21 protein-coding genes are annotated in these 19280 nt (G+C 60.4%); 12 read left to right on the top strand and 9 right to left on the bottom strand.

Annotated features, from left to right (window positions below; genetic code table 11):
- Window positions 1-17: 17 nt before the first annotated feature.
- Window positions 18-1622 carry a preprotein translocase subunit SecD family protein gene (locus EOW68_RS03890; protein ID WP_128223877.1) on the bottom strand — a complete coding sequence of 535 codons (1605 nt, stop codon included), beginning with the start codon at window positions 1620-1622 and terminating at the stop codon, window positions 18-20.
- A complete protein-coding gene (secF, locus tag EOW68_RS03885) occupies window positions 1622-2482 on the bottom strand; it encodes a protein translocase subunit SecF (protein ID WP_128223876.1) in 861 nt (286 codons plus the stop codon). The genes EOW68_RS03890 and secF overlap by 1 nt, the downstream gene beginning before the upstream one ends.
- A gap of 140 nt (window positions 2483-2622) precedes the next feature.
- Between secF and EOW68_RS03880 the strand changes: the two genes are divergently transcribed.
- Window positions 2623-2928 carry a DUF7968 family protein gene (locus EOW68_RS03880; protein WP_128223875.1) on the top strand — a complete coding sequence of 102 codons (306 nt, stop codon included), beginning with the start codon at window positions 2623-2625 and terminating at the stop codon, window positions 2926-2928.
- Here EOW68_RS03880 and EOW68_RS03875 read toward each other — a convergent pair whose 3' ends face one another.
- Complete coding sequence (locus EOW68_RS03875) at window positions 2929-3564, bottom strand: DUF5812 family protein (protein WP_128223874.1); 636 nt, start codon at window positions 3562-3564, stop codon at window positions 2929-2931.
- A gap of 87 nt (window positions 3565-3651) precedes the next feature.
- Between EOW68_RS03875 and EOW68_RS03870 the strand changes: the two genes are divergently transcribed.
- The 3 genes from EOW68_RS03870 (at window position 3652) to EOW68_RS03860 (ending at window position 6035) form a co-directional block, all read left to right on the top strand.
- Window positions 3652-4947 carry a glucose-6-phosphate isomerase gene (locus EOW68_RS03870; RefSeq protein ID WP_128223873.1) on the top strand — a complete coding sequence of 432 codons (1296 nt, stop codon included), beginning with the start codon at window positions 3652-3654 and terminating at the stop codon, window positions 4945-4947.
- 60 nt (window positions 4948-5007) lie between these two features.
- Window positions 5008-5781 (top strand): CPBP family intramembrane glutamic endopeptidase, encoded by a 774-nt coding sequence (locus EOW68_RS03865; RefSeq protein WP_128223872.1) that lies wholly within the window; start codon window positions 5008-5010, stop codon window positions 5779-5781.
- A gap of 104 nt (window positions 5782-5885) precedes the next feature.
- Window positions 5886-6035: a CopG family transcriptional regulator gene (locus tag EOW68_RS03860; RefSeq protein WP_128223871.1), complete on the top strand. Its 150-nt coding sequence runs from the start codon at window positions 5886-5888 to the stop codon at window positions 6033-6035.
- Between the two features lie 45 nt (window positions 6036-6080).
- Here EOW68_RS03860 and EOW68_RS03855 read toward each other — a convergent pair whose 3' ends face one another.
- The gene (locus EOW68_RS03855) at window positions 6081-6539 is read right to left on the bottom strand and encodes an NOB1 family endonuclease (RefSeq protein WP_128223870.1); all 459 of its coding nucleotides are present in this window, start codon (window positions 6537-6539) and stop codon (window positions 6081-6083) included.
- A gap of 5 nt (window positions 6540-6544) precedes the next feature.
- Window positions 6545-6784: a PRC-barrel domain-containing protein gene (locus EOW68_RS03850; RefSeq protein WP_128223869.1), complete on the bottom strand. Its 240-nt coding sequence runs from the start codon at window positions 6782-6784 to the stop codon at window positions 6545-6547.
- Between the two features lie 97 nt (window positions 6785-6881).
- Here EOW68_RS03850 and EOW68_RS18435 point away from each other — a divergent pair, with 97 nt between their 5' ends.
- From EOW68_RS18435 to EOW68_RS03825, 6 genes are all read left to right on the top strand, one after another.
- The gene (locus tag EOW68_RS18435) at window positions 6882-7040 is read left to right on the top strand and encodes a DUF7559 family protein (protein ID WP_431358731.1); all 159 of its coding nucleotides are present in this window, start codon (window positions 6882-6884) and stop codon (window positions 7038-7040) included.
- Complete coding sequence (locus EOW68_RS03845) at window positions 7037-7480, top strand: Hsp20/alpha crystallin family protein (RefSeq protein ID WP_128223868.1); 444 nt, start codon at window positions 7037-7039, stop codon at window positions 7478-7480. The genes EOW68_RS18435 and EOW68_RS03845 overlap by 4 nt, the downstream gene beginning before the upstream one ends.
- 3 nt (window positions 7481-7483) lie before the next feature.
- On the top strand, window positions 7484-8269 hold the full coding sequence (locus EOW68_RS03840; RefSeq protein WP_128223867.1) for an MOSC domain-containing protein: 786 nt from the start codon (window positions 7484-7486) through the stop codon (window positions 8267-8269).
- 139 nt (window positions 8270-8408) lie between these two features.
- Window positions 8409-8867, top strand: coding sequence for a DUF5810 domain-containing protein (locus EOW68_RS03835; RefSeq protein ID WP_128223866.1), 459 nt, complete (start codon window positions 8409-8411; stop codon window positions 8865-8867).
- Between the two features lie 24 nt (window positions 8868-8891).
- A complete protein-coding gene (locus EOW68_RS03830; protein WP_128223865.1) occupies window positions 8892-9323 on the top strand; it encodes a DUF5809 family protein in 432 nt (143 codons plus the stop codon).
- Window positions 9320-9874, top strand: coding sequence for an NUDIX hydrolase (locus tag EOW68_RS03825; protein WP_128223864.1), 555 nt, complete (start codon window positions 9320-9322; stop codon window positions 9872-9874). Before EOW68_RS03830 ends, EOW68_RS03825 begins: the two co-directional genes overlap by 4 nt.
- A 10-nt stretch (window positions 9875-9884) precedes the next feature.
- On the opposite strand, the gene EOW68_RS03820 is transcribed toward EOW68_RS03825, so the two are convergent.
- The 4 genes from EOW68_RS03820 to EOW68_RS03805 all read right to left on the bottom strand — a co-directional run bounded on the left by EOW68_RS03820 (window position 9885) and on the right by EOW68_RS03805 (window position 15493).
- Window positions 9885-10142, bottom strand: a complete 258-nt coding sequence (locus tag EOW68_RS03820; RefSeq protein ID WP_128223863.1) for a hypothetical protein — start codon at window positions 10140-10142, stop codon at window positions 9885-9887.
- 65 nt (window positions 10143-10207) lie between these two features.
- Window positions 10208-12733, bottom strand: coding sequence for a DNA gyrase subunit A (gyrA, locus tag EOW68_RS03815; protein ID WP_128223862.1), 2526 nt, complete (start codon window positions 12731-12733; stop codon window positions 10208-10210).
- Window positions 12730-14667, bottom strand: coding sequence for a DNA topoisomerase (ATP-hydrolyzing) subunit B (gyrB, locus tag EOW68_RS03810; protein WP_128223861.1), 1938 nt, complete (start codon window positions 14665-14667; stop codon window positions 12730-12732). The genes gyrA and gyrB overlap by 4 nt, the downstream gene beginning before the upstream one ends.
- 172 nt (window positions 14668-14839) lie before the next feature.
- On the bottom strand, window positions 14840-15493 hold the full coding sequence (locus EOW68_RS03805; RefSeq protein WP_431358730.1) for a 2-phosphosulfolactate phosphatase: 654 nt from the start codon (window positions 15491-15493) through the stop codon (window positions 14840-14842).
- Window positions 15494-15790: 297 nt separating this feature from the next.
- On the opposite strand from EOW68_RS03805, the gene EOW68_RS03800 reads away from it, so the two are divergent.
- Together EOW68_RS03800 and EOW68_RS03795 are read left to right on the top strand one after the other, a co-directional pair.
- Window positions 15791-18178, top strand: coding sequence for a DNA topoisomerase VI subunit B (locus EOW68_RS03800; RefSeq protein WP_128223859.1), 2388 nt, complete (start codon window positions 15791-15793; stop codon window positions 18176-18178).
- Window positions 18175-19266 (top strand): DNA topoisomerase IV subunit A, encoded by a 1092-nt coding sequence (locus tag EOW68_RS03795; protein ID WP_128223858.1) that lies wholly within the window; start codon window positions 18175-18177, stop codon window positions 19264-19266. The genes EOW68_RS03800 and EOW68_RS03795 overlap by 4 nt, the downstream gene beginning before the upstream one ends.
- Window positions 19267-19280 lie beyond the last annotated feature (14 nt).

Below are 19280 nucleotides of genomic sequence, written 5' to 3'. Positions count from 1 at the left end.
AAACGAGACTGGCGCGATTATTTCCGTTTGACGTCGTCGAGCATCAGCTTCCGGAGGACGTCACCGTAGGCCGGTCGTGTGACGGCCACGCCGATGATCACACCGACGATCGTGATGATGGCGAAGCCCTGGAGATCACCGAGGCTCAACACAGCGAGCGGGCTCATCGCGATGATCGTCGTCGCGGCGGCGATCCCGATGACCCAGAACGCCTTCCTGAAGCGGCTCTGGAAGACGCGTCCAGTTTTCACCTCCTCTTTCCGTTGTAAGATCTCGTCGGCCATGATTATCAGGTCGTCTAACCCGGTCCCGATGACGGCGATCAGCCCGGCGATGTGAGAGAGATCGAGTGCGAGGCCGACTGCAGCGGCGAAGCCAAGCAGGAGGAACACCTCGCTGGTCGCCGTCACGAGCATCGGAATCGCGACGCGAACGTCACGGTACCAGAAGTAGACGACTGCCGAGACAGCGAGCCACGCGAGCAGCCCCGTCACCAGTGCGAGTGGCTTGAACGCCTGCGCGTAACTCGGTGAGAGGAACTCGGAGGATTCGATCTCCAGTCGGGTCGGGAGTGAGCCTGCTTCGAGGTTGATCGAGAGGCGCTGGGCCTCCTCGTAGCTGTTCGTGTTGAGCCGGAAACCCGGATCCGCGACGAAGCCGGAGTAATCGCCGGACTGGCCGGGGTCGATCGTGTCCGCGAGGTTACCCATCGACGCGCCGTAGACGATCTCACCGTCGACGACTGTCAACAGGCAGTGCTGGTTGGGCGAGGGGTCGTCGTCGGTTTCGGCGTCGTAATTACAGTTTCCGACCCCCTCCCGTGTGAAGCCGGCGTCGATCATCTTCTCGGCGAACGGTTCCGCGGCTTCTTCGGTTAGTGTGACGCCGACAGATCCACCATCATCAGTCTGCGTCGCTCCCTGGATGCTCGCGAAGTCCTCCTGGTTGAGGATCGGGTCCATCTGCGGGGCAGTGTCGTTGTTCGGATCGGGATAGCTGGCGATGACCTGGACACGGCCGGCCGAGCCGATCAACTCTCTGAGCGACTCGCGGTCCTCGCCGGGTGCTTCGACGATGATGAAGCTCCCGCCAGTCGCTGCACTGACTGTCGTCACACTGGCTCCGGACAGCCCGGTTTGGTCGACTCGGCTCTGGAGAATATCCGTCGCCCGGTCCCGCGTCGCGTCCGTCACACCATCGCGAATATCGTCTGCCGATGCATCGAGTCCGGCGCTGCTCAGGGCGGATGCAAACTCTGCTTGTGAGACGTTGTCACTGCTTGCGAACAGTTCGATCGTTCCCGTCTGTCCATCTCCAGCTCTCGCCGTAACATCGATCGCGTCGACGCCGAGTTCGTCGGCAACCGTCCGTTCGATGCTCCCGGTGTCACCGGTCGTGAATTCGATACCTTCGGCCGTCTGTCCGACCAGTGAGCCGCGGATGCGGGCACCGCCGGACAGCTGGAGACCGTACTCCAGGTTGGTTGGATCGCTGATCGTCTGGTTGTCGGCCAGTCCTGTCTCGCCGTCGCCGGCACCGAGCGGGCCGAATAGGGCCAGCGCGGCGACGAGACAGAGCACGACGAGCATCAGAATCCGCCAGTTGTCGCGTACGTCGATCATTATTTTACACCCTCGTATTTGTACCAGCGAAGCAGACTCACGTTCAGCAGGTAGGTGTTCATCAGATCTGCTGTGAGTCCGAAGACCAGTATGAGTGCGATACTATCCAGCAGCGGAATCCCGAGCAGCGTGGCCACGACGAACATCGTGGTCATCGCTGCGATCGAGGTCAGCGTCATCGAGACACCGGTCCGCATCGCACGGTAGGTACTCTCGTAGAACGAGCCGTGCCGGCGCAGGATGTGGTTGTTCAGCAAAATGTCCGAGTCCACGCTGTAACCGATAATCATCAGCAAGGCCGCAACTGCCCCGAGTCCGAGTTCGATCCCGAACAGGTTCATGAGGGCAACTGGAATAACGATGTCAGAGAATGCCGATGCGACGACGGCCAGACTCGGAATGAACGTCCGGAAAGCCAGCGCCACGAGCAGGCTCATCCCGACGAAGGCTGCGACCATCCCGATCAACGCCTCACGCTGTGAGTCGGATCCGAAGGAAGCAGAGGTACTCTCCACCGACTGGACCTCGTACCCTGCATCTTCGGCTAACTGTTCGAACTGATTCGTATCAGTTTCCTGCGTCGAGAGGAGATAGGAACTGTCACTTCCGACCCCCTGGATACTTTCCGTCTCCAGTGAGGAAAACGTCGCCCGCACTTCGTCACCTGAGGCGCCCTGTGCATCTAACCTGATCTCTGTCCCGCCGGTAAACTCCATTCCGAGTTCGACGGGTGTTCCTGTCAGGAAGTATGCCCCGACTAAGATGAGGAGTGCGACACCGAGAACCACCAGCGGAATCAGTAGCAACTGGCGGTTCGTATACTCCTGGTAGGGCATTTTTTCGACGTCGATACGTCCCATGTAACTTGCCTCCGAGAGCCCATTGAATAAGCCTTTCTTCTACGACCTATCGGTCCTCAGGTGGTATTTGCGGCTGCTGTCGGGTGTTTCTCTCTGCTGGCGTCGGGCAACCTATTACCCGCAAGCGCGTAGAATGAAGTATGGAGACGGCGACGAAAATCACAGTCTCGTACCCGGCTGACCTCTCGGTCTGGGGACGAGAGATCGTCGAGGACCGCCCGTTTCGGAACTACCTGACCAAGGCACACGACCGGGCAACCGTCGGTGATCACTGGTCGGAGTTCGTCGGGGTCGGGTGCTGTGGCAGCGCGATGGATGTCGACCTCCGTGTCGAGTCGGTCGCTGGGGGCTCGAAAATCGATTCGGAGACCGAGTTCGTCTTCACCGAGCGGGAGGCCTGCAGTGTCGGCGGCTGGACGGTCCAGAGCAGTGCCGGTCGGCAGTAATCAGGGCAGATACCGGATGCTGACGATCCCTTCCGCTTCGTCGGTGCGGATCTCGACGCGCTCGATTCCGTAGCGAGCGGCGTTCTTGTAGGTCATCTCGTCGTCGTGGACTTCTTCGGCAGTGTGTTCGGTGTGCTCGGGCTCGACGCGCAAGATGTGGATCTCGCCTTCGCCCTCGCGGTCGATGGCAGCGGCCTGTCCTTCGTCCATCTCTGTCCCGAGTTTTATGACCCGACTCGTCGGTGGCTCGGGGCTCGTCTCGACGGGAATCGTCCGCTGTGATTCCAGATCCCTGATGAGATAGGAGACCTGCATCGGTGGCTGTGCCATCAGCGTCGCCTCGATGATCTGGTGGGTTTCCAGCCCTGGATTCTCGACCAGCGTGAAAATCTGAGAGGTATCGATCTCGTGGAGTGTGACGGCGCTTTCCTCCGTGTGTTTCACGTAAAAGGTCCCTGCAGAGGTCTCCGGCTCGTCGGACTGATCGCCCATCAACCCTCCGCCGAAGCCGGCCGGTGTCCCACCCGACTCCTCGTCGTCGCCTTTCGTTTCGCCCGGTTTCTCTTGGTCGTACATGCTCGCGACGGGATCGTCCTCTTCGGCTGTGTCGGCCGACTCATCTTCGTCCTGACTCATACCCACCTGTAGGTGCTAGTCGCTTTTCGAGGTTTCGACTTGCCGAAAACCCCGGGGTTCTTGCCGTAGCCACGAGAGCACACATCCATGGAGCTGGATATCGGCAACGCACTCACAGAGGTGGCATCGCCAGGCGTTAGCGAGGAGACACTCGACAGACTCGACGACCGGGTCGCCTCGGCCCACGAACGCATCTCGGCGGGGAAAGCAGACGGTGAGTTGGGCTACACGTCGCTGAATCTGCCGTCGTCGACGGACGCGACGGCGATTCAGGAGGCAGTGTCGGGATTCGAGGATCCCGAGGCGATCCTCACCGTCGGCATCGGTGGGAGCGCACTCGGCGCGGCGACGATCTCACAGGCGCTGGGATCGAACGGCATTCCACTGTACGTCCTCGACAACGTCGACCCCGAGCATATCCGTGAGACGCTCGACGACATTCCGCTCGAAGATACTGTCGTCAACGCCGTCTCGAAATCTGGCACGACCGCCGAGACGCTCGCGAACTTCCTCGTCGTCCGCGACGCGATGGACGAAGCCGGGGTCGACTGGACCGAGCGGACGATCATGACGACAGGGGAGTCGGGTCCGCTACACTCGCTCGCGGTGGAGCACGATCTGCCCAAACTCCCGGTTCCGGACGGTGTTCCCGGCCGGTTTTCGGCGCTCTCCCCTGTTGGACTCGTCGCACCTGCGATCCAGGGCCACGATATCGAGGCTGTGCTGGCCGGCGCGCAGACCCGGGAGGAAGCACTGTCGGGCTCGCTGTACGACTGTCCGGGCTACGCCTACGGGGCAGTCGCGTACGCGCTCGATCAGCGCGGTGCGTCGATCAACGCGATGATGCCCTACGCGGAGGGACTCGAATTCTTCTCCGAGTGGTTCGCACAGCTGTGGGCCGAGAGCCTCGGCAAGGACGGACTCGGTCAGACGCCAGCGCGCGCGCTCGGCGCGACCGATCAGCACTCACAGCTCCAGCTCTACCGGGCTGGCCCGCCGGACAAGATGGTCACCCTCGTGCGGGCGAAAGATCGCTCGGATCTGACGATCCCCGAGACCGATATCGAGGATCTCGCCTACCTCGGCGGGTCGGGGCTGGGTGAACTGCTCGACGCGGAGTTCGAAGCGACGGAAGCGAGTCTCGCGGAGGTGGGACAGCCGAACGTCCGGATCGAACTCGACGAACTCGACGAAGAGGGGATCGGCGAACTCCTCTTTGCCATGGAGGCGGCCTGTATCATGGCCGGCGAACTGTACGGCATCGAGACGTTCATCCAGCCCGCTGTCGAGTGGGGCAAGAAGGCAGCCCGTGGACTGCTCGGCGGCGGCGAGTTCGAGGAGGCCAAAGCAGTCGAATCCAAGGAGCGTCTGGTCATCGACTGACCAGTATCGATCGAATCGGAGCGGTCTTGAAGGCCGGAGCCATACCAGCACACATCATCGATGACGACCGACTCTTCAGGTAAGGGGATAACGCCGACCGAACAGCCGCTGTTCCGCCTCGGCGATCCATCGGACCGATTCGAGAGTGTCGTCCACTCTCTCCTGCTCGTGGTCGCAGCATTCCTGGCCAGTGCGCTGGTCGTCGGACTCGGGAACGCCGGACTCGAAGCCCTCGGTGCAGACACACCAATAACGACCGAAATCGTCCCGACAGCCCTGCATTTTGCTGGCTTTATTCTGGTCTCCGTTCTCTATCTCGAACTGTGGAACGAACGATCACTCGTCGGTCTTCAGCTCCCGAATAGACGCGATCTCGCAGTCGGCGTCGCGGGAAGTATCGTCCTGGTTGGGATGATGCTCACCGCGGAGTTCGTCCTCGCCGAACTCGGTATCGAACTCGCGGAAAACACTGCAGTCGAGACCGGCCGGGCAAACCCAGTTCTGTTTCTCTACTACATCCCGTTGGTCCTCTTTTTGAACGTTCCTGCCGAAGAACTCCTGTTCCGGGGTGTCATCCAGGGCTTGTTCCGTCGAGCGTACGGTATCGTTCCGGGGATCGTGGCCGCTGGTGCCATATTCGGACTGATCCACTGGGTCGCGCTGGTGGGCCAGGGGAGTGCGGAAGCGTACGTCGCCATCGCGTTCCTCTCCGGCGTGATTCTCGGCGCCGTCTACGAGTTGACCGGAAATATTCTCGTCCCGATCGCTGTCCATTCGCTCTGGAACTGCATTGTCTACGTGACCCTGTACACCGAAACAGTCGGCTCACTGTGAGTTTCCAGTAGACATACTGATATTTAGTATTGATATACGTTCGATACGTAGTCGGACTGTTGTCTGACGGGTATTTAATACTGTACTATCACCTACTATACGGTATGCCGACCCGCTACACCTTCGTGTGTGACGATGAACATACCCGAGACATCGAGCGACTGGCTCGGGAGAACAACGTCACCGAGGAGGAGGTGCTCCGGCAGTTGATCGATCTGGGGCTCTCCCAGATCAACGAGCAACACCGGATCTAACACTGGGAGTCGGTGCAAAGCAAGGGACGTGGATAGCGATGCGAGTTACGCGGGATTTTTTCGGGAGAGTTCGCTGCCACAGATCGGACAGCGGTCGTGATTCTCGTCGAACTCCCGGCCACAGCCCTGGCACTGGTAGATCCAGCTTCGCTGTTCCTCGATCCCATCACGCGCGATGACCTCCACGTCGACCTCGAGTTTCTCTGCGACGTTTTGCATCGCGTAGTCGTCGGTCACGAGTCGCCCGTCGAGTTCGAAGGTTGCGGCCACGAGGCGGATATCAGTGCGGGAGAGCTCTTCGAAATCGCCCGTCTCGCGGGCAGCCCGCTCGATTCGCTCGATGGTCTCTTCGTCGGGAATGTGCATGTGCATCCCGGAGCCCTCGAGCGCGTCGAACCGGTACGCGCTCTCGTCTTCGAGTTCCTCGCGGACCAGCGGGATGGAGGCGATGCTCTCGTCGGTGTGATACTCGTGGATGAAAGCTGAGGAGTCGAGAATGTACATTCGCGTTACCGCTGGATTATCATGTGATCTTTGACTGCCTGAACGCGGTTGACGGGCACGAGGAGCCGTCCCTTCGCGTCAGTGTCGAAATCGCCGCCGCCGTAGTTCTCGTCGGGATTGATGACGAGATTCTCCAGTCGTCCCGAATCGAAATCCATTGTGATGTTGTACAACATGCCGAGTTCTGCTCCATCCGAGCCCATGACGGCTTTTCCGGAGAGGTTCTCGGCGAGTATCTCTACCATATATGCCAGTATTGAGTCTATCCCATTTAACTCTTACATCCGCTCGTGGGCGGAGTGAGGCACGGAATTGATTACGACCGGGCCCGTAGATGCGTCCATGCCAGAAACAGTCGAAGTCGTCTGTACTGCTGACGAGTGCGAACTCGACATGTTCGAGATGCACTACACCTACGACATGCCGGACAGCGTGGGCCTCTCTGATTTCGCCTGTCCGTACTGTCGCCAGACTGATTCGCTGTCGAAAGTCGAGCTATGATCCGGGAGATCGGAGACACGGTTGGTGAGGCTGTCGCCGGAACGGTCGGCCGTGCGATGAGCCGGACACAGGAAAAACGCCCGCTACCGGTCGATCTGCTCGAAAGCGAGGACGCGTATCTCGCCATCTTCGATGCACCTGGTGCGCTGAGCAGCGATATGCAGGTCACCTACGAGAACGGCACGATCCTGGTCAGACTCGACCGGTTCCGCGAGTTCAAGGACGGGTTCAAGATGGTGTTCCCGGGCCGCGGTCTCGCTCTCGATGGTCGTGTCGACCTCCCCGACGACGTGTCGGTCGATCCGGAGGCGGCGACCGCGACACTGAAAGACGACGGAACGCTCCACGTGACGGTCCCGAAAGCCGACACCGAGGCCGACCACGAGCAGCAGGTCGATGTCGAGACCGAGGCTGACGACGGAGACGAAGACGCCGAGTAACAGATGGCTGCAGTCGAGGGGCTCCGCATCTATCCTGTGAAGGGGCTCGATGGGATCGATCTCGAAACGACCGATCTCACTCCCGGTGGCACGCTCGCTGGTGACCGTGAGTTTGCACTCATCACCGCGGACGGGACGCGGTTCAACGGGAAGCAGAGTGCCCGTATCCACGAACTATCGACCGATTTCGATCCGGCATCCGGAGCGCTTTCAGTGGAAACTCCCGCCGGCGAAGCTGTCGCGTTCACGCTCCCCGAGGAGGCAGAACGTGATCGTGCGGCGACCTGGTTCGAGGATTTTTTCGAGACAGAACCGCTCGATTTGCGCCGGGACACGGAGCAGGGCTTCGTCGACAGGACCAGCATGGGGCCGTCGGTCATCAGCACGGCGACGCTGGAGACAGTTGCGGGATGGTTCGACGATCTAACTGTCGAGAGCGCGCGCCGGCGGCTCCGTGCGAACGTGGAGATATCCGGTGTCCCGGCGTTCTGGGAGGATCGGTTCGTTGGTGAGGGTGCTCCGACGTTCGAGGCCGGTAGCGTCCGGTTCGAAGGTGTCACACCCTGCGCACGGTGTGCCATTCCAGCGCGTGATCCAGATACTGGCGAGTCACTGGCAGAGTTCCGTACTCGATTTATCCAAAAACGCCGCGAGACGTTCCCGGAGTGGGCCGACGGGGATGCCTTCGATCACTACTTTACGATGATGCTGATCGCCCGGATTCCCGAGCAGTTCCGTGACGGGACGATTTCTGTCGGTGACCGCGTCTCTGTGGACGACTCGAACTAGTCTCGGAAGGCTGAATAATTGAGCGACAAGATACTGTCATCTAAAACAGTTTCCTTGATTTGCTTCTCCCCACTGACGAAGAAGAGCCAACTCATTCCCGGAAGTAAAACCCCTTTACTCGCTGGCTCGAAGCAGATCTATGGGATTTAGTTGTCCGGTCTGTGACGATCCACAGGCAGACGGTGTCCATCTGGCGAACCACCTGGCGATCACCGCGCTGACTCGGGGCGGTGACCACGAGGCGTGGCTCGACGAGCACGTCCCGGAGTGGGCGAACCTGAGTGAAGAGGAACTGGCCGAGCAGGTCCAGGAGATGGCCGAAGATGCCGACTATCCACAGGTGTTCGAGGATACGACGACCGGCCACGAGCATACGAATCACGACCACGCGGGCGAACACGGCCACGGAGACGCGACAGAATACGGAACTGCCGACCTCCCACAAGGTGGGGATATGTTGGCTGACGACCTGGACGGGGGCACGGAGGACGTTATTCGAGAAGCGATGGAGATGACACGCCAGCGGACATCTGACGATGCGCCGGCAGAATCGGAGACAGAAGACAGCGACGAGGCGACCAACTCCGAAACGGAGTAGTAGGGGAAGGCGCAACACGGCTGTATGGAACGGCAGGGCGTGGTCGCACCGGAGACTGCCCAGGCAGCCAGAGAGCGATACGAGAACCTCACGACAGCCGCACAGGGCGTCGTCCGGGACGTGTCGCGGGCGATGGCCTTCGATACGACGGAGTACGACGACCGGGTGACTCCGGACGTGATCGAATCCGCACAGGAGGCAATTTTCGCATCCCTGCTCGAAGTCCACATCGGCAGCCAGTCGGAGTTCGAATCCTGGCAGGAGAGTACTGACTTCGAAATCGAGGAGATAGGCAGCGAGCACGTCGATAACGTAGTCTGGCACGCGCCGCCGTTTGCCGACACTGCCGTCGCAGCGACCTTTCAGGACGAGACCGAGGCGGCCGTCGATACGCTCCGGCGGCAGGCCTTCGGCCGGCTCTACGTCGATACGCTGAGAAATGGAGATTCACGATGACTGACGAACCAACAGACTACCGGGCACACGACTGGCCCGTGATCGAATCGGAAACGGAGTACGAGACCGGCTGGTACGACGGCGGCTACGATCTCGTCGAACAGCCAGACGGCACCGAGAAAAAATACTTCTGGGCCAGCCTCCCGCCCGCGGTCGTCATCGTCGCGTCGACCGGTGAGGAACTCGTAATGGTCGAGCAGTACCGCCCCGCAATCGGCAAACACTGTCTCGAACTCCCGGCCGGAATCGTCGAGGATGGCGAATCGTTCACGACGGCCGGCGCACGCGAACTCCGCGAGGAGACCGGATTCGATCCTGCCGGTGTCTCCCTCGTCGAGGATTTCTGGTGTGCGACGGGTGTGCTCCGACACCGGCGGGCAATCGTCTTTGCAGAGGGATTGGAGCCGACCGAAATAAACCGCGATACGAACGAATTTCTCACGATCACGACCGTCCCCATCGATGACGCACTCGATCGCGTCCGCGAAGACCCGGCAAACGACGCGTCGATCGAGGGAATCTTGCTCGCGCAGGCTGACGGACTGCTCTAAGATTCGAGGGTTACGGTCGGAGTGGGAGGGGCGTCGTTCCATCCGTCCGCATGACTTCTCTGTTCCGGTCCGGCCAGTCGAACAGTCGATCGCGGAGCAGGTCACCGTCGTCTGTCGTCGGATCTGGTCCGCCGAGTTTTGCGAGCACGGTCAGGACGAGACACCCCCCGTACCCGACGAAGACAGTGACCGGAACCAGAACCACGATCGAGACGATAACCCGCGCAATCCGAATGTGGAATGGCGGCGCGTCGACACTGTTTGGCATACACGCTAGTGAAGTGCTATCGGTATCAAATTGCCAGCCACGTTTCCAAGCGAGAAACGACCTCGTTACGTCTCGGGCTGGGCTGGAATTACGTCGACGCTCGCGACCCGATCGCCATCGTCGACGTCCATGACGACCACACCTTTCGTGTTCCGCCCGACTGTCGAGATCTCGCCGACCGGACAGCGCATGATCTGTCCACTCTCGCTCATGACGATGATGTCGTCCGTCTCCTCGACGGCTTTCACCGTCGCGACGGTGCCGTTCCGGACGCCGGTCTTGATATCGATCAGTCCCTTGCCGTACCGGGACTGTGCGCGATACTCCGTCAGTGGTGTGCGCTTGCCGTAGCCGTTGCAGGTGACTGTCAACAGATCTCGCTCGTCGTCGTCGGTCGTCGAGACCATCCCTGCGACCCGGTCCTCGCCTTCGAGGGCGATTCCTCGGACACCCCGGGCGTTTCGGCCCATCTCTCGGACTTCCTCCTCGTCGAAGCGGATCGTCATCCCCTGTTCTGTGGCGATGACGAGATCACCAGTGCGGTCGGTCACTTCGACGTCGACCAGTTCGTCGCCGTCTTCGACGCTGGCTGCGATGATCCCCGTCGAGAGGATGTTGTCGAACTCGGCGACGCAGGTCCGTTTGACGTAGCCCTGCTGGGTCACCATCGTGAGGCACTCGTCTTCTTCGAACTCGTCCGTGTCCACCACGGCCGTAATCTCCTCGCCGTCGTCGAGATCGATGATGTTGACTGCCGACTTCCCGCGGGCAGTCCGTGACATCTCGGGGATCTCGTAGGTCTTCAGTCGGTAGACCTGGCCCTGATTGGTGAAACAGAGCAGGTAATCGTGGGTGTTCGCCCGGAAGACCTTCGAGACACGATCACCCTCCTTGGGATCGGAGCCGATGATCCCCTTCCCGCCACGACGCTGGGGGTCGAACCCGGCGGCGGGCATCCGCTTGATGTAGTCCTGCTCCGTGATGACGACCAGACAGTCCTCCTCGGGAATGAGATCCTCGTGGGTGACCTGGCCTTCGTCTTCCAGGATCGAGGTCCGGCGGTCGTCGTCGTACTCCTCTTTGAGCTCCCGGAGCTCGTCTTTGATGACGCCCAGAAGCTTCTCTTCGGAGGCGAGAACGGATTCGAGGTAATCGATGCGTTCCTGGACATCCTCGTACTCGTCTTCGATCTCACCGGCCTCCATGGACGTCAGCGAGCCGATCTGCATCCGGAGGATGTGTTCGGCCTGCTCCGCGGAGAAGTCGAAGGTTGCCTGCACGTCACGGTACTCCGGCTCTGCCTCGTCGAGTTCGTCGAGATCGAGCTTGCCTTCGAGTGCCTGCTGGGCCTGCTCGCGGTCCGCAGACTCGGTGATCAGGTTCACGATCGCCTCGGCGTTGTCGACGGCCTTCAGCCGGCCTTCGAGGATGTGTGCCCGATCCTTGGCCTCTTCGAGATCGTGCTCCGAGCGTCGGCGAACGACCTCTCGTCGGTGGTCGATGTAGTGATCGAGGGTCTGTTTCAGCGAGAGCACCTGTGGCTGACCGTCGACCAGCGCGAGGTTGATCACGCCGAAGGTCGATTCGAGGTGGTGTTCCAGCAGTTGGTTCTCGACGACGTCTGCGTTCGCGCCGCGTTTGAGATCGATGACGACACGGACGCCGTTGCGATCCGATTCGTCACGCAGATCCGAGACGCCCTCGATGGTACCCTCGTTGACGTCGTCGGCGATCCGTTCGACGATTCGTGCCTTGTTCTCCTGGAAGGGCAACTCGGAGATGACGATCCGGTCAGAGCCGGATTCGTTGCGCTGGATCTCGTACTCCGCGCGCATCCGGAGGCGTCCCCGACCGGTGTCGTAGGCCGCGTAGATCGAGTCTTTCCCGACGATGTTCGCGCCGGTCGGGAAATCGGGACCCTTGACGTATTCCATCAGATCATCGGTCTCGCACTGCGGGTTGTCGATCAGATGGATCGTCGCGTCGACGATCTCGCCGAGGTTGTGTGGCGGGATGTTCGTCGACATACCGACTGCGATCCCCGAGGAGCCGTTCAACAGGAGATTCGGCAGTTTTGCAGGAAGGACCTCCGGTTCCATCAGCCGGTCGTCGTAGTTCGACTGGAAGTCGACAGTATCCTTGTCGATATCTTCGAGTAGTTCCTCGGCGATGGGGGACATCCGGGCCTCGGTGTACCGCATCGCAGCGGCCGGATCGCCATCCATCGAGCCGAAGTTCCCCTGGCCGTCGACCAGGGGGTATCGAAGCGAGAACTCCTGGGCCATCCGCACGAGCGTGTCGTAGATCGCCGAGTCACCGTGTGGGTGGTAATTACCCATCGTCTCGCCGACGATCGACGAGGATTTGCGGTGGCTGGTGCCCGAGGTGATACCCATCTCCTGCATCGCGTAGAGGATTCGCCGGTGGACGGGTTTGAGTCCGTCACGGACGTCGGGGAGCGCACGACCCGCGATGACGCTCATCGCGTAGTCGATGTAGCTCTGCTCCATCTCGTCCTCGATGCGAACGTGCTCGACGTTCGCTGCCGGTGCCTCGACGTTGCCGGGCTGGTCGGGGAGATCCGAGCTCATATGTCTACCCACTCTGCTTCGGGTGCGTGATCTTTGATGAACTCTTTCCGTGGCTCGACTGCATCACCCATCAGCACGGAGAACATCTTGTCCGCCGCGGCGGCGTCCTCGACGGTGATCTGTTTGAGATGGCGCGTCTCCGGGTTCATCGTCGTCTCCCAGAGCTGGTCGGGGTTCATCTCCCCGAGCCCCTTGAACCGCTGGACCTGATCCGGAGTACCGTCACACTTCTCTTCGACGATCTGCTCGCGATCTGCCTCCGTCATCGCATCGTAGGTCTCGCCACGGTACCGGACCCGGTACAGTGGTGGTTGGGTCGCGTACACGTGACCCCGCTCGATGAGCGGGCGCATATGTCGGTAGAAAAACGTCAACAGCAGGGTCCTGATGTGGGCCCCATCCACGTCTGCGTCGGTCATGATCAGGATGTTGTTGTACCGCAACTCGTCGATGTCGAACTCGTCACCGACCGAGGTCCCCAGCGCGGTGATCAGGTTCCGGATCTCGTTGTTTTCGAGAATCCGGTCCAGCCGGTGTTTCTCCACGTTGAGAATCTTCCCCTTGATCGGCAGGATTGCCTGGAACTCGGGATTGCGGCCCTGCTTGGCACTCCCTCCGGCCGAGTCGCCCTCCACGACGAACAGTTCTGCCTCGCTCGGATCGCGCGTCTGGCAATCGGAGAGTTTCCCCGGCAGCGCTGTCGAATCGAGCGCGCTCTTCCGGCGTGTCAGCTCTTCGGCCTTCTTGGCTGCTTTCCGGGCCTTGGCCGCCTCGACAGCTTTCGAGACGATCGTCTCGGCCGTGTCGGGATTTTCTTCGAAGTAGGTTCCGAGATGCTCGTGGACCGCCGATTCGACGATGCCACGGACCTCGCTGTTGCCGAGTTTCGTCTTCGTCTGTCCCTCGAACTGCGGGTCCGGGTGCTTGATCGAGAGCACTGCCGTCAGTCCTTCCCGGATATCCTCTCCCCTGAGTGTGTCGTCGAGATCTTTCAACAGCCCGTTGTCGGTCGCATAATCGTTGACGACACGGGTCAGGGCCGTCTTGAACCCGGTCATGTGGGTGCCACCCTCGCGTGTGTTGATGTTGTTCGCGAAGGCGTGCAACGAGCCCTGTAACTCGTCTGTCGCCTGCATGGCGACTTCGACCTGCACGGTGCCGTCGTCCGCGCTGTCGCCCATCGGCTCCGCCTCGTCGAAGTAAATAACTTCTTCGTGGAGTCGGGTTTTCGTCTCGTTCAGAAACTCCACGAACTCCTTGATCCCGCCTTCGTAGCAGTAGTTTTCCGTGTTTCCGTCGCGTTCGTCGTGCAGAGAAATCTCGACGCCGGAGTTGAGAAAGGCCAGCTCGCGGAGTCGGGACTGTAGCGTCGAGAAGACAAAATCCGAGGTCTCGAAGATCTCGTCGTCGGGCCAGAACCGGATCTGTGTCCCTGTCTCCTCGTCCGGTTCCATATCGCGAACGCGTTCGAGCGTTCCGTCCGGTTCGCCGTGGTCGAATCGCTGGTGCCAGACAGCACCGTCGCGTTTGATCTCGACTTCGAGCCACTTGGAGAGGGCGTTCACGACAGAGACACCGACGCCGTGGAGCCCACCCGAAACCTGGTAGGATTTGTTGTCGAACTTGCCACCCGCGTGTAGCACAGTCATGATGACCTCGACCGCGGGTCTGTCGTGGTCTTCGTGCGTATCGACCGGGATCCCCCGGCCGTCGTCGGAGACAGAAATCGAGTCGTCCTCGTGGATCGTCACGTCGATGCTGTCACAGTGCCCTGCCAGGGCCTCGTCGATCGAGTTGTCGACGACCTCGTACACCAGATGATGGAGGCCGCGCGTGTCGGTCGATCCGATATACATCGCCGGACGCTTCCGGACTGCCTCTAACCCCTCGAGTACCTGTATCTGTCCTGCTCCGTACTCTCTATCCTCGGACATAAAATCGTACAAGTTAGTAGCACCCCCCGTTACTTAAACGCCACGCACGCGCGAGCGCGTGACTTGTTGACTGCAGCAGATATGTCATTTTGATTACTTCTAAACCCGTCGCCCCCGTCTCCGAGTGAATATAATTCACTCTGGCAGGAGCGCGCCAGTCGTAGTGCTCTGGCTAGTCTGTGACGAAGACACCGTTTCGAATGCGAGGTACTGTCTCGGTCGTCTCGGGTGATACGAGTTGCTCGTAGTCCGCTCTCGTCCCGTTCTCCCGGAGCCAGGGAGTCGATGGTGACGAGTCGAAGTATTCACACAGTCCGTCGTTGTCGAGGGACTTTCGCCTCTCATCATGCTGTCGTTGAACGAGTTCGATCGCAGCAAGATCCTCCCCAACCGGGGAGCCGTCTCGACCGGCGGCGACGAGCCAGATATCCCGGTCGGTTTCGAGCAGTCGATCCGCGACAGCGCCGGCGTTTATCGTACTGCCGATCAAGATGTTGCTATCGACGCCGATCCGGTCGATCGCGCGGGTGCCGTTAGAGGTTCTGATACCGACCGGCCGTCCGGCGAGATCGCGCTCACGGATGATCGACGGGACCGGAGGGAGATCGAATTTCTCGGATGTTGTGCCGTCGTTTTCTTCGCCCACGATGACTGCGTCCTCTGTCTCCGCTCTGAACGCCTGGGCGCGGTCAGTCTCGGCAAACGGTTTGACGTAGGTGGCACCTGCCTCCAGCAGGTGGATGATCGCTGTCGAACAGATTATTACATCGACGACGACGAAGGTCGCCTCTGGAACTGGTGTGGGTACGTCTTCGAGTCGATCCACACTGTGTATCTCATACTGCCGGCTGTAAATTCGTAAAGATATGTGCCACCCCTGGGTGGCGCAATTCTTCAGTTTTGTACAGCCGGCAGTATCACCCATTTCCGATACTGTCGGTGATCGGGTGGGAAAAATCCGCGGCCGCTCCGAGAGAGTCCCGTTTTTCTCTCCTCCCAGATTTCATTCGTGGGTATCTCAGTGACGGCACGGCGAATCTACACAGAACCGCCGTCCGTGACTACTTTCACTTCCAGTCTGGTTGCGTACGACATATAAACGTGCGAAAAGTATACTGTGACGATGACATCGTATCAGTCGCGTCTCGGCGGCGGGGAGGGGGTCGCCGAGGAACTGGCGGAGAGCCAGCGATCCATCTCTATTGCCGAGTTCTTCGAGAAAAACAAGCACATGCTCGGGTTCGACTCCGGAGCCCGAGGGCTGGTGACGGCAGTCAAGGAGGGTGTCGACAACTCGCTCGACGCCTGTGAGGAAGCTGGTATTCTGCCGGATATCTACGTCGAAATCCAGGAGAACAGAGATTACTACACGCTGATTATCGAGGACAACGGCCCCGGGATCACGAAAGAGCAGATCCCGAAAGTGTTCGGAAAGTTACTGTACGGCTCCCGTTTCCACAAACGAGAGCAGGCACGCGGACAGCAGGGTATCGGAATCTCTGCGGCCGTTCTCTACTCACAGCTCACCTCCGGTAAACCCGCAAAGATCACTTCGCGGACACAGGGGAGCGACGAGGCCGAGTATTTCGAGTTGATCATCGACACAGATACGAACGATCCGGAGATCAGCGTCGAGGAGACGACCAGCTGGGATCGGACCCACGGTACACGCATCGAACTGGAGATGGAGGCGAACATGCGTGCCCGCCAGCAGCTCCACGACTACATGCAGCACACGGCGGTTGTCAACCCACACGCCAGATTCGAACTCCGCGAGCCGAAGAATCACTTCAAATACGAGCGTGCGACCGACCAGCTCCCGGCCGAAACCAAGGAGATCCGACCCCACCCTCACGGGGTGGAGCTCGGAACGCTGATAAAGATGGCCGAGGCGACGGATTCGTACTCTCTCTCCGGCTTCCTCCAGGAGGAGTTCACCCGCGTCGGCCAGAAGACCGCCGACTCGGTGATCGACCAGTTCCGCGACAGGGAGTTCGGCCGCGGCATGTCCTGGCACCCCCCAGAAGCTCACGAGGAGGCCGATATCGAAGCGGCGGTCACCGAAGCGGTCTCGAACAAGGGTGCGGAGGCAACCACGGAGTTCGCCGAAACGATCGCTGACCGGATTGCCGAGCACGACCGGATCGCACACCACCAGGTCGAGGAAATCGTCGAGGACGTCGGCGACGACGTCCAGGTCGAGTACGGGACCACCTTCGGCGGAACTGTCCGGGAGAAGGCCCGAGACGCAGCGTGGGACGCGATCACTGCCGAACGAGAGTCAGATCTGTACACACTCGTCGACGACGCGACGTCGACACGGAAAGACGACGCAGTTTTGCAGGCCATCGCCGAACGCCTGGCCGACAAGTTCGAACCGGGCGACCCACACCGGGTTACCCACGAGGATCTCGAAAAACTCGTCGACCGTGCTGCTGACATGACCGAGGACCGCGACGACGCGACCTTCGGTGACACGGCGCGGGAGAACATCGTGACCGCGCTCTGGGAGGCCGCAGTTCGGGTTCCGGACGAGCCCCCACACATCAGCGGGATTGGAGACGACCGCGACGCGGCGTCGAACCTCCTCGAAGCGATGCGGGAGACTGACATTATCTCCCCGCCGACGGACTGTCTGGCCCCGATCACCGACGAACTGGTCGAGGCCGGCCTTCGGAAGGAGTACGACGCAGACTTCTATGCGGCCTCGACTCGGGACGCCTCGGTCCACGGCGGAGACCCGTTCATCGTCGAGGCTGGCATCGCCTACGGTGGCGAACTCGAAGACGGCGGCAAAGTGGATGTGATGCGTTTTGCGAACCGCGTGCCGCTGGTCTACCAGCGCGGTGCGTGTGCGACGACGGACGTGCTCAAGGATATCGGCTGGCGAAACTACAACCTCGATCAGCCTGGTGGCAGCGGCCTGCCGAACGGGCCGGCCGTGATCATGGTCCACATCGCCTCGACGAACGTGCCCTTCACGAGCGAATCCAAAGACGCCGTGGCGAACGTCCCCGAGATCGAACACGAGATCGAACTCGCCGTTCGGGAGGCAGCCCGCGAACTCAAAAGCTACCTCAAGAAGCGTCGGTCGATGCAACAGCGCAAACAGAAACAGGACAAACTCGCGACGATCCTGCCTGAGATGGCAGAGAAACTCACCGCCGTCACTGGTGAGGAGGAGCTGAACATCGACAACACGCTCGCGCGGATCATGAACGACGTGCTCGTCGAACGGGAGCGCGAAAACGGCTCGGTCGAGGTAATCGTCGAAAACAACGACGACAGGAACGCCGATCTGGAGATCACAGAGATCGTCTCTGCGGAGCCAGAGACCAACGGCGACGCACAGGTCATCGAGATGGACGGCGAGTGGTTCATCAAGTGGGAGCCGACAGTAGAGAGCGGCGAGACAGAGACACTATCTTACGACCTCCCCGAATCGGCGGAGTGTGAGATCTCCGTCGACGGTGTCGAATCGGAGAAACTGACTGTGGATACAGACCAATGAGTACCAAGGATACACCCGACGCACGGGAACAGCTGATGGCGCTTGCCGCACAGTTTTACGACCAGTTCGACGAGGGGGATGTCCCCCGGATGCAGCTACCGACACGGACCAAATCCAACATCAAGTACGACGAGGACAAGAACGTCTGGGTGTACGGCGACCGGACGAGTACCCGCACTGCAAAGACGGTCAGTGGTGCGGAGAAACTCCTGAAAGCATCCTACGCGATCGACTTCCTCGTCCAGCAGATCGAGCAGGGTCGCTCCTCCACGCTGCGAGAGCTGTACTACCTCTCGGAGTCGTGGGATCTCGACGAGGCGCAGTTTGCCAGTCAGGACGAGTCGAACTCGCTGATCGAGGATCTGGAGATCGTCTCCGGCGCGACTCGCGAGGATTTCCACATGCGCCCGGAGGAGTCGGGTGCGACGATCATGGGACCGCTCGAACTGCGCGAGCAGACCCGGCGCGGTGAACGGGAGATCCACTGCCAGAAAGACGTCGGCGAAGGTGGCTACCAGATCCCGAACAACCCGGATACGATCGACTTTCTCGACAACGACGCGGATTTCGTCCTCTGTGTGGAGACCGGTGGTATGCGTGACCGACTCGTCGAGAACGGCTTCGACGAGGAGTACAACACGATCGTCGTCCACCTCAAGGGACAGCCAGCCCGGGCGACACGGCGGATCACCAAACGCCTGCACGACGAACTCGATCTCCCGGTCGTGGTCTTCACTGACGGTGACCCGTGGAGTTACCGAATCTACGGCTCCGTCGCCTACGGTTCGATCAAGAGTGCCCACCTCTCGAAGTATCTCGCCACACCGGAGGCGGAGTTCGTGGGTATCCGACCGCAGGATATCGTCGAGTACGATCTGCCGACCGATCCGCTGAGTGACTCGGATATCAACGCACTGGAGTCAGAACTCGAAGATCCGCGGTTCCAGACCGATTTCTGGGAAGAACAGATCGAACTCCAGCTCGATATCGAGAAGAAATCCGAACAGCAGTCACTGGCGTCGCGTGGCCTCGATTTCGTCACCGACACCTATCTTCCCGAACGACTCGACGAGATGGACGTACTGTAAACGCGTCCGATTCT

It is taken from the genome of Halovenus amylolytica (assembly GCA_004015825.1).
Lineage (GTDB): Archaea > Halobacteriota > Halobacteria > Halobacteriales > Haloarculaceae > Halovenus > Halovenus amylolytica.
Note: the sequence above shows the minus strand (reverse complement) of the source record. Positions and strands in the feature narration are given on the sequence as shown.

Excerpts from the sequence above, each read along its gene's own strand:
- EOW68_RS03890 (WP_128223877.1), bottom strand. The coding sequence starts at position 1,622 with ATGATCGACGTACGCGACAACTGGCGGATTCTGATGCTCGTCGTGCTC.
- secF (WP_128223876.1), bottom strand. The coding sequence starts at position 2,482 with ATGGGACGTATCGACGTCGAAAAAATGCCCTACCAGGAGTATACGAAC.
- EOW68_RS03880 (WP_128223875.1), top strand. The coding sequence starts at position 2,623 with ATGGAGACGGCGACGAAAATCACAGTCTCGTACCCGGCTGACCTCTCG.
- EOW68_RS03875 (WP_128223874.1), bottom strand. The coding sequence starts at position 3,564 with ATGAGTCAGGACGAAGATGAGTCGGCCGACACAGCCGAAGAGGACGAT.
- EOW68_RS03870 (WP_128223873.1), top strand. The coding sequence starts at position 3,652 with ATGGAGCTGGATATCGGCAACGCACTCACAGAGGTGGCATCGCCAGGC.
- EOW68_RS03865 (WP_128223872.1), top strand. The coding sequence starts at position 5,008 with ATGACGACCGACTCTTCAGGTAAGGGGATAACGCCGACCGAACAGCCG.
- EOW68_RS03860 (WP_128223871.1), top strand. The coding sequence starts at position 5,886 with ATGCCGACCCGCTACACCTTCGTGTGTGACGATGAACATACCCGAGAC.
- EOW68_RS03855 (WP_128223870.1), bottom strand. The coding sequence starts at position 6,539 with ATGTACATTCTCGACTCCTCAGCTTTCATCCACGAGTATCACACCGAC.
- EOW68_RS03850 (WP_128223869.1), bottom strand. The coding sequence starts at position 6,784 with ATGGTAGAGATACTCGCCGAGAACCTCTCCGGAAAAGCCGTCATGGGC.
- EOW68_RS18435 (WP_431358731.1), top strand. The coding sequence starts at position 6,882 with ATGCCAGAAACAGTCGAAGTCGTCTGTACTGCTGACGAGTGCGAACTC.
- EOW68_RS03845 (WP_128223868.1), top strand. The coding sequence starts at position 7,037 with ATGATCCGGGAGATCGGAGACACGGTTGGTGAGGCTGTCGCCGGAACG.
- EOW68_RS03840 (WP_128223867.1), top strand. The coding sequence starts at position 7,484 with ATGGCTGCAGTCGAGGGGCTCCGCATCTATCCTGTGAAGGGGCTCGAT.
- EOW68_RS03835 (WP_128223866.1), top strand. The coding sequence starts at position 8,409 with ATGGGATTTAGTTGTCCGGTCTGTGACGATCCACAGGCAGACGGTGTC.
- EOW68_RS03830 (WP_128223865.1), top strand. The coding sequence starts at position 8,892 with ATGGAACGGCAGGGCGTGGTCGCACCGGAGACTGCCCAGGCAGCCAGA.
- EOW68_RS03825 (WP_128223864.1), top strand. The coding sequence starts at position 9,320 with ATGACTGACGAACCAACAGACTACCGGGCACACGACTGGCCCGTGATC.
- EOW68_RS03820 (WP_128223863.1), bottom strand. The coding sequence starts at position 10,142 with ATGCCAAACAGTGTCGACGCGCCGCCATTCCACATTCGGATTGCGCGG.
- gyrA (WP_128223862.1), bottom strand. The coding sequence starts at position 12,733 with ATGAGCTCGGATCTCCCCGACCAGCCCGGCAACGTCGAGGCACCGGCA.
- gyrB (WP_128223861.1), bottom strand. The coding sequence starts at position 14,667 with ATGTCCGAGGATAGAGAGTACGGAGCAGGACAGATACAGGTACTCGAG.
- EOW68_RS03800 (WP_128223859.1), top strand. The coding sequence starts at position 15,791 with ATGACATCGTATCAGTCGCGTCTCGGCGGCGGGGAGGGGGTCGCCGAG.
- EOW68_RS03795 (WP_128223858.1), top strand. The coding sequence starts at position 18,175 with ATGAGTACCAAGGATACACCCGACGCACGGGAACAGCTGATGGCGCTT.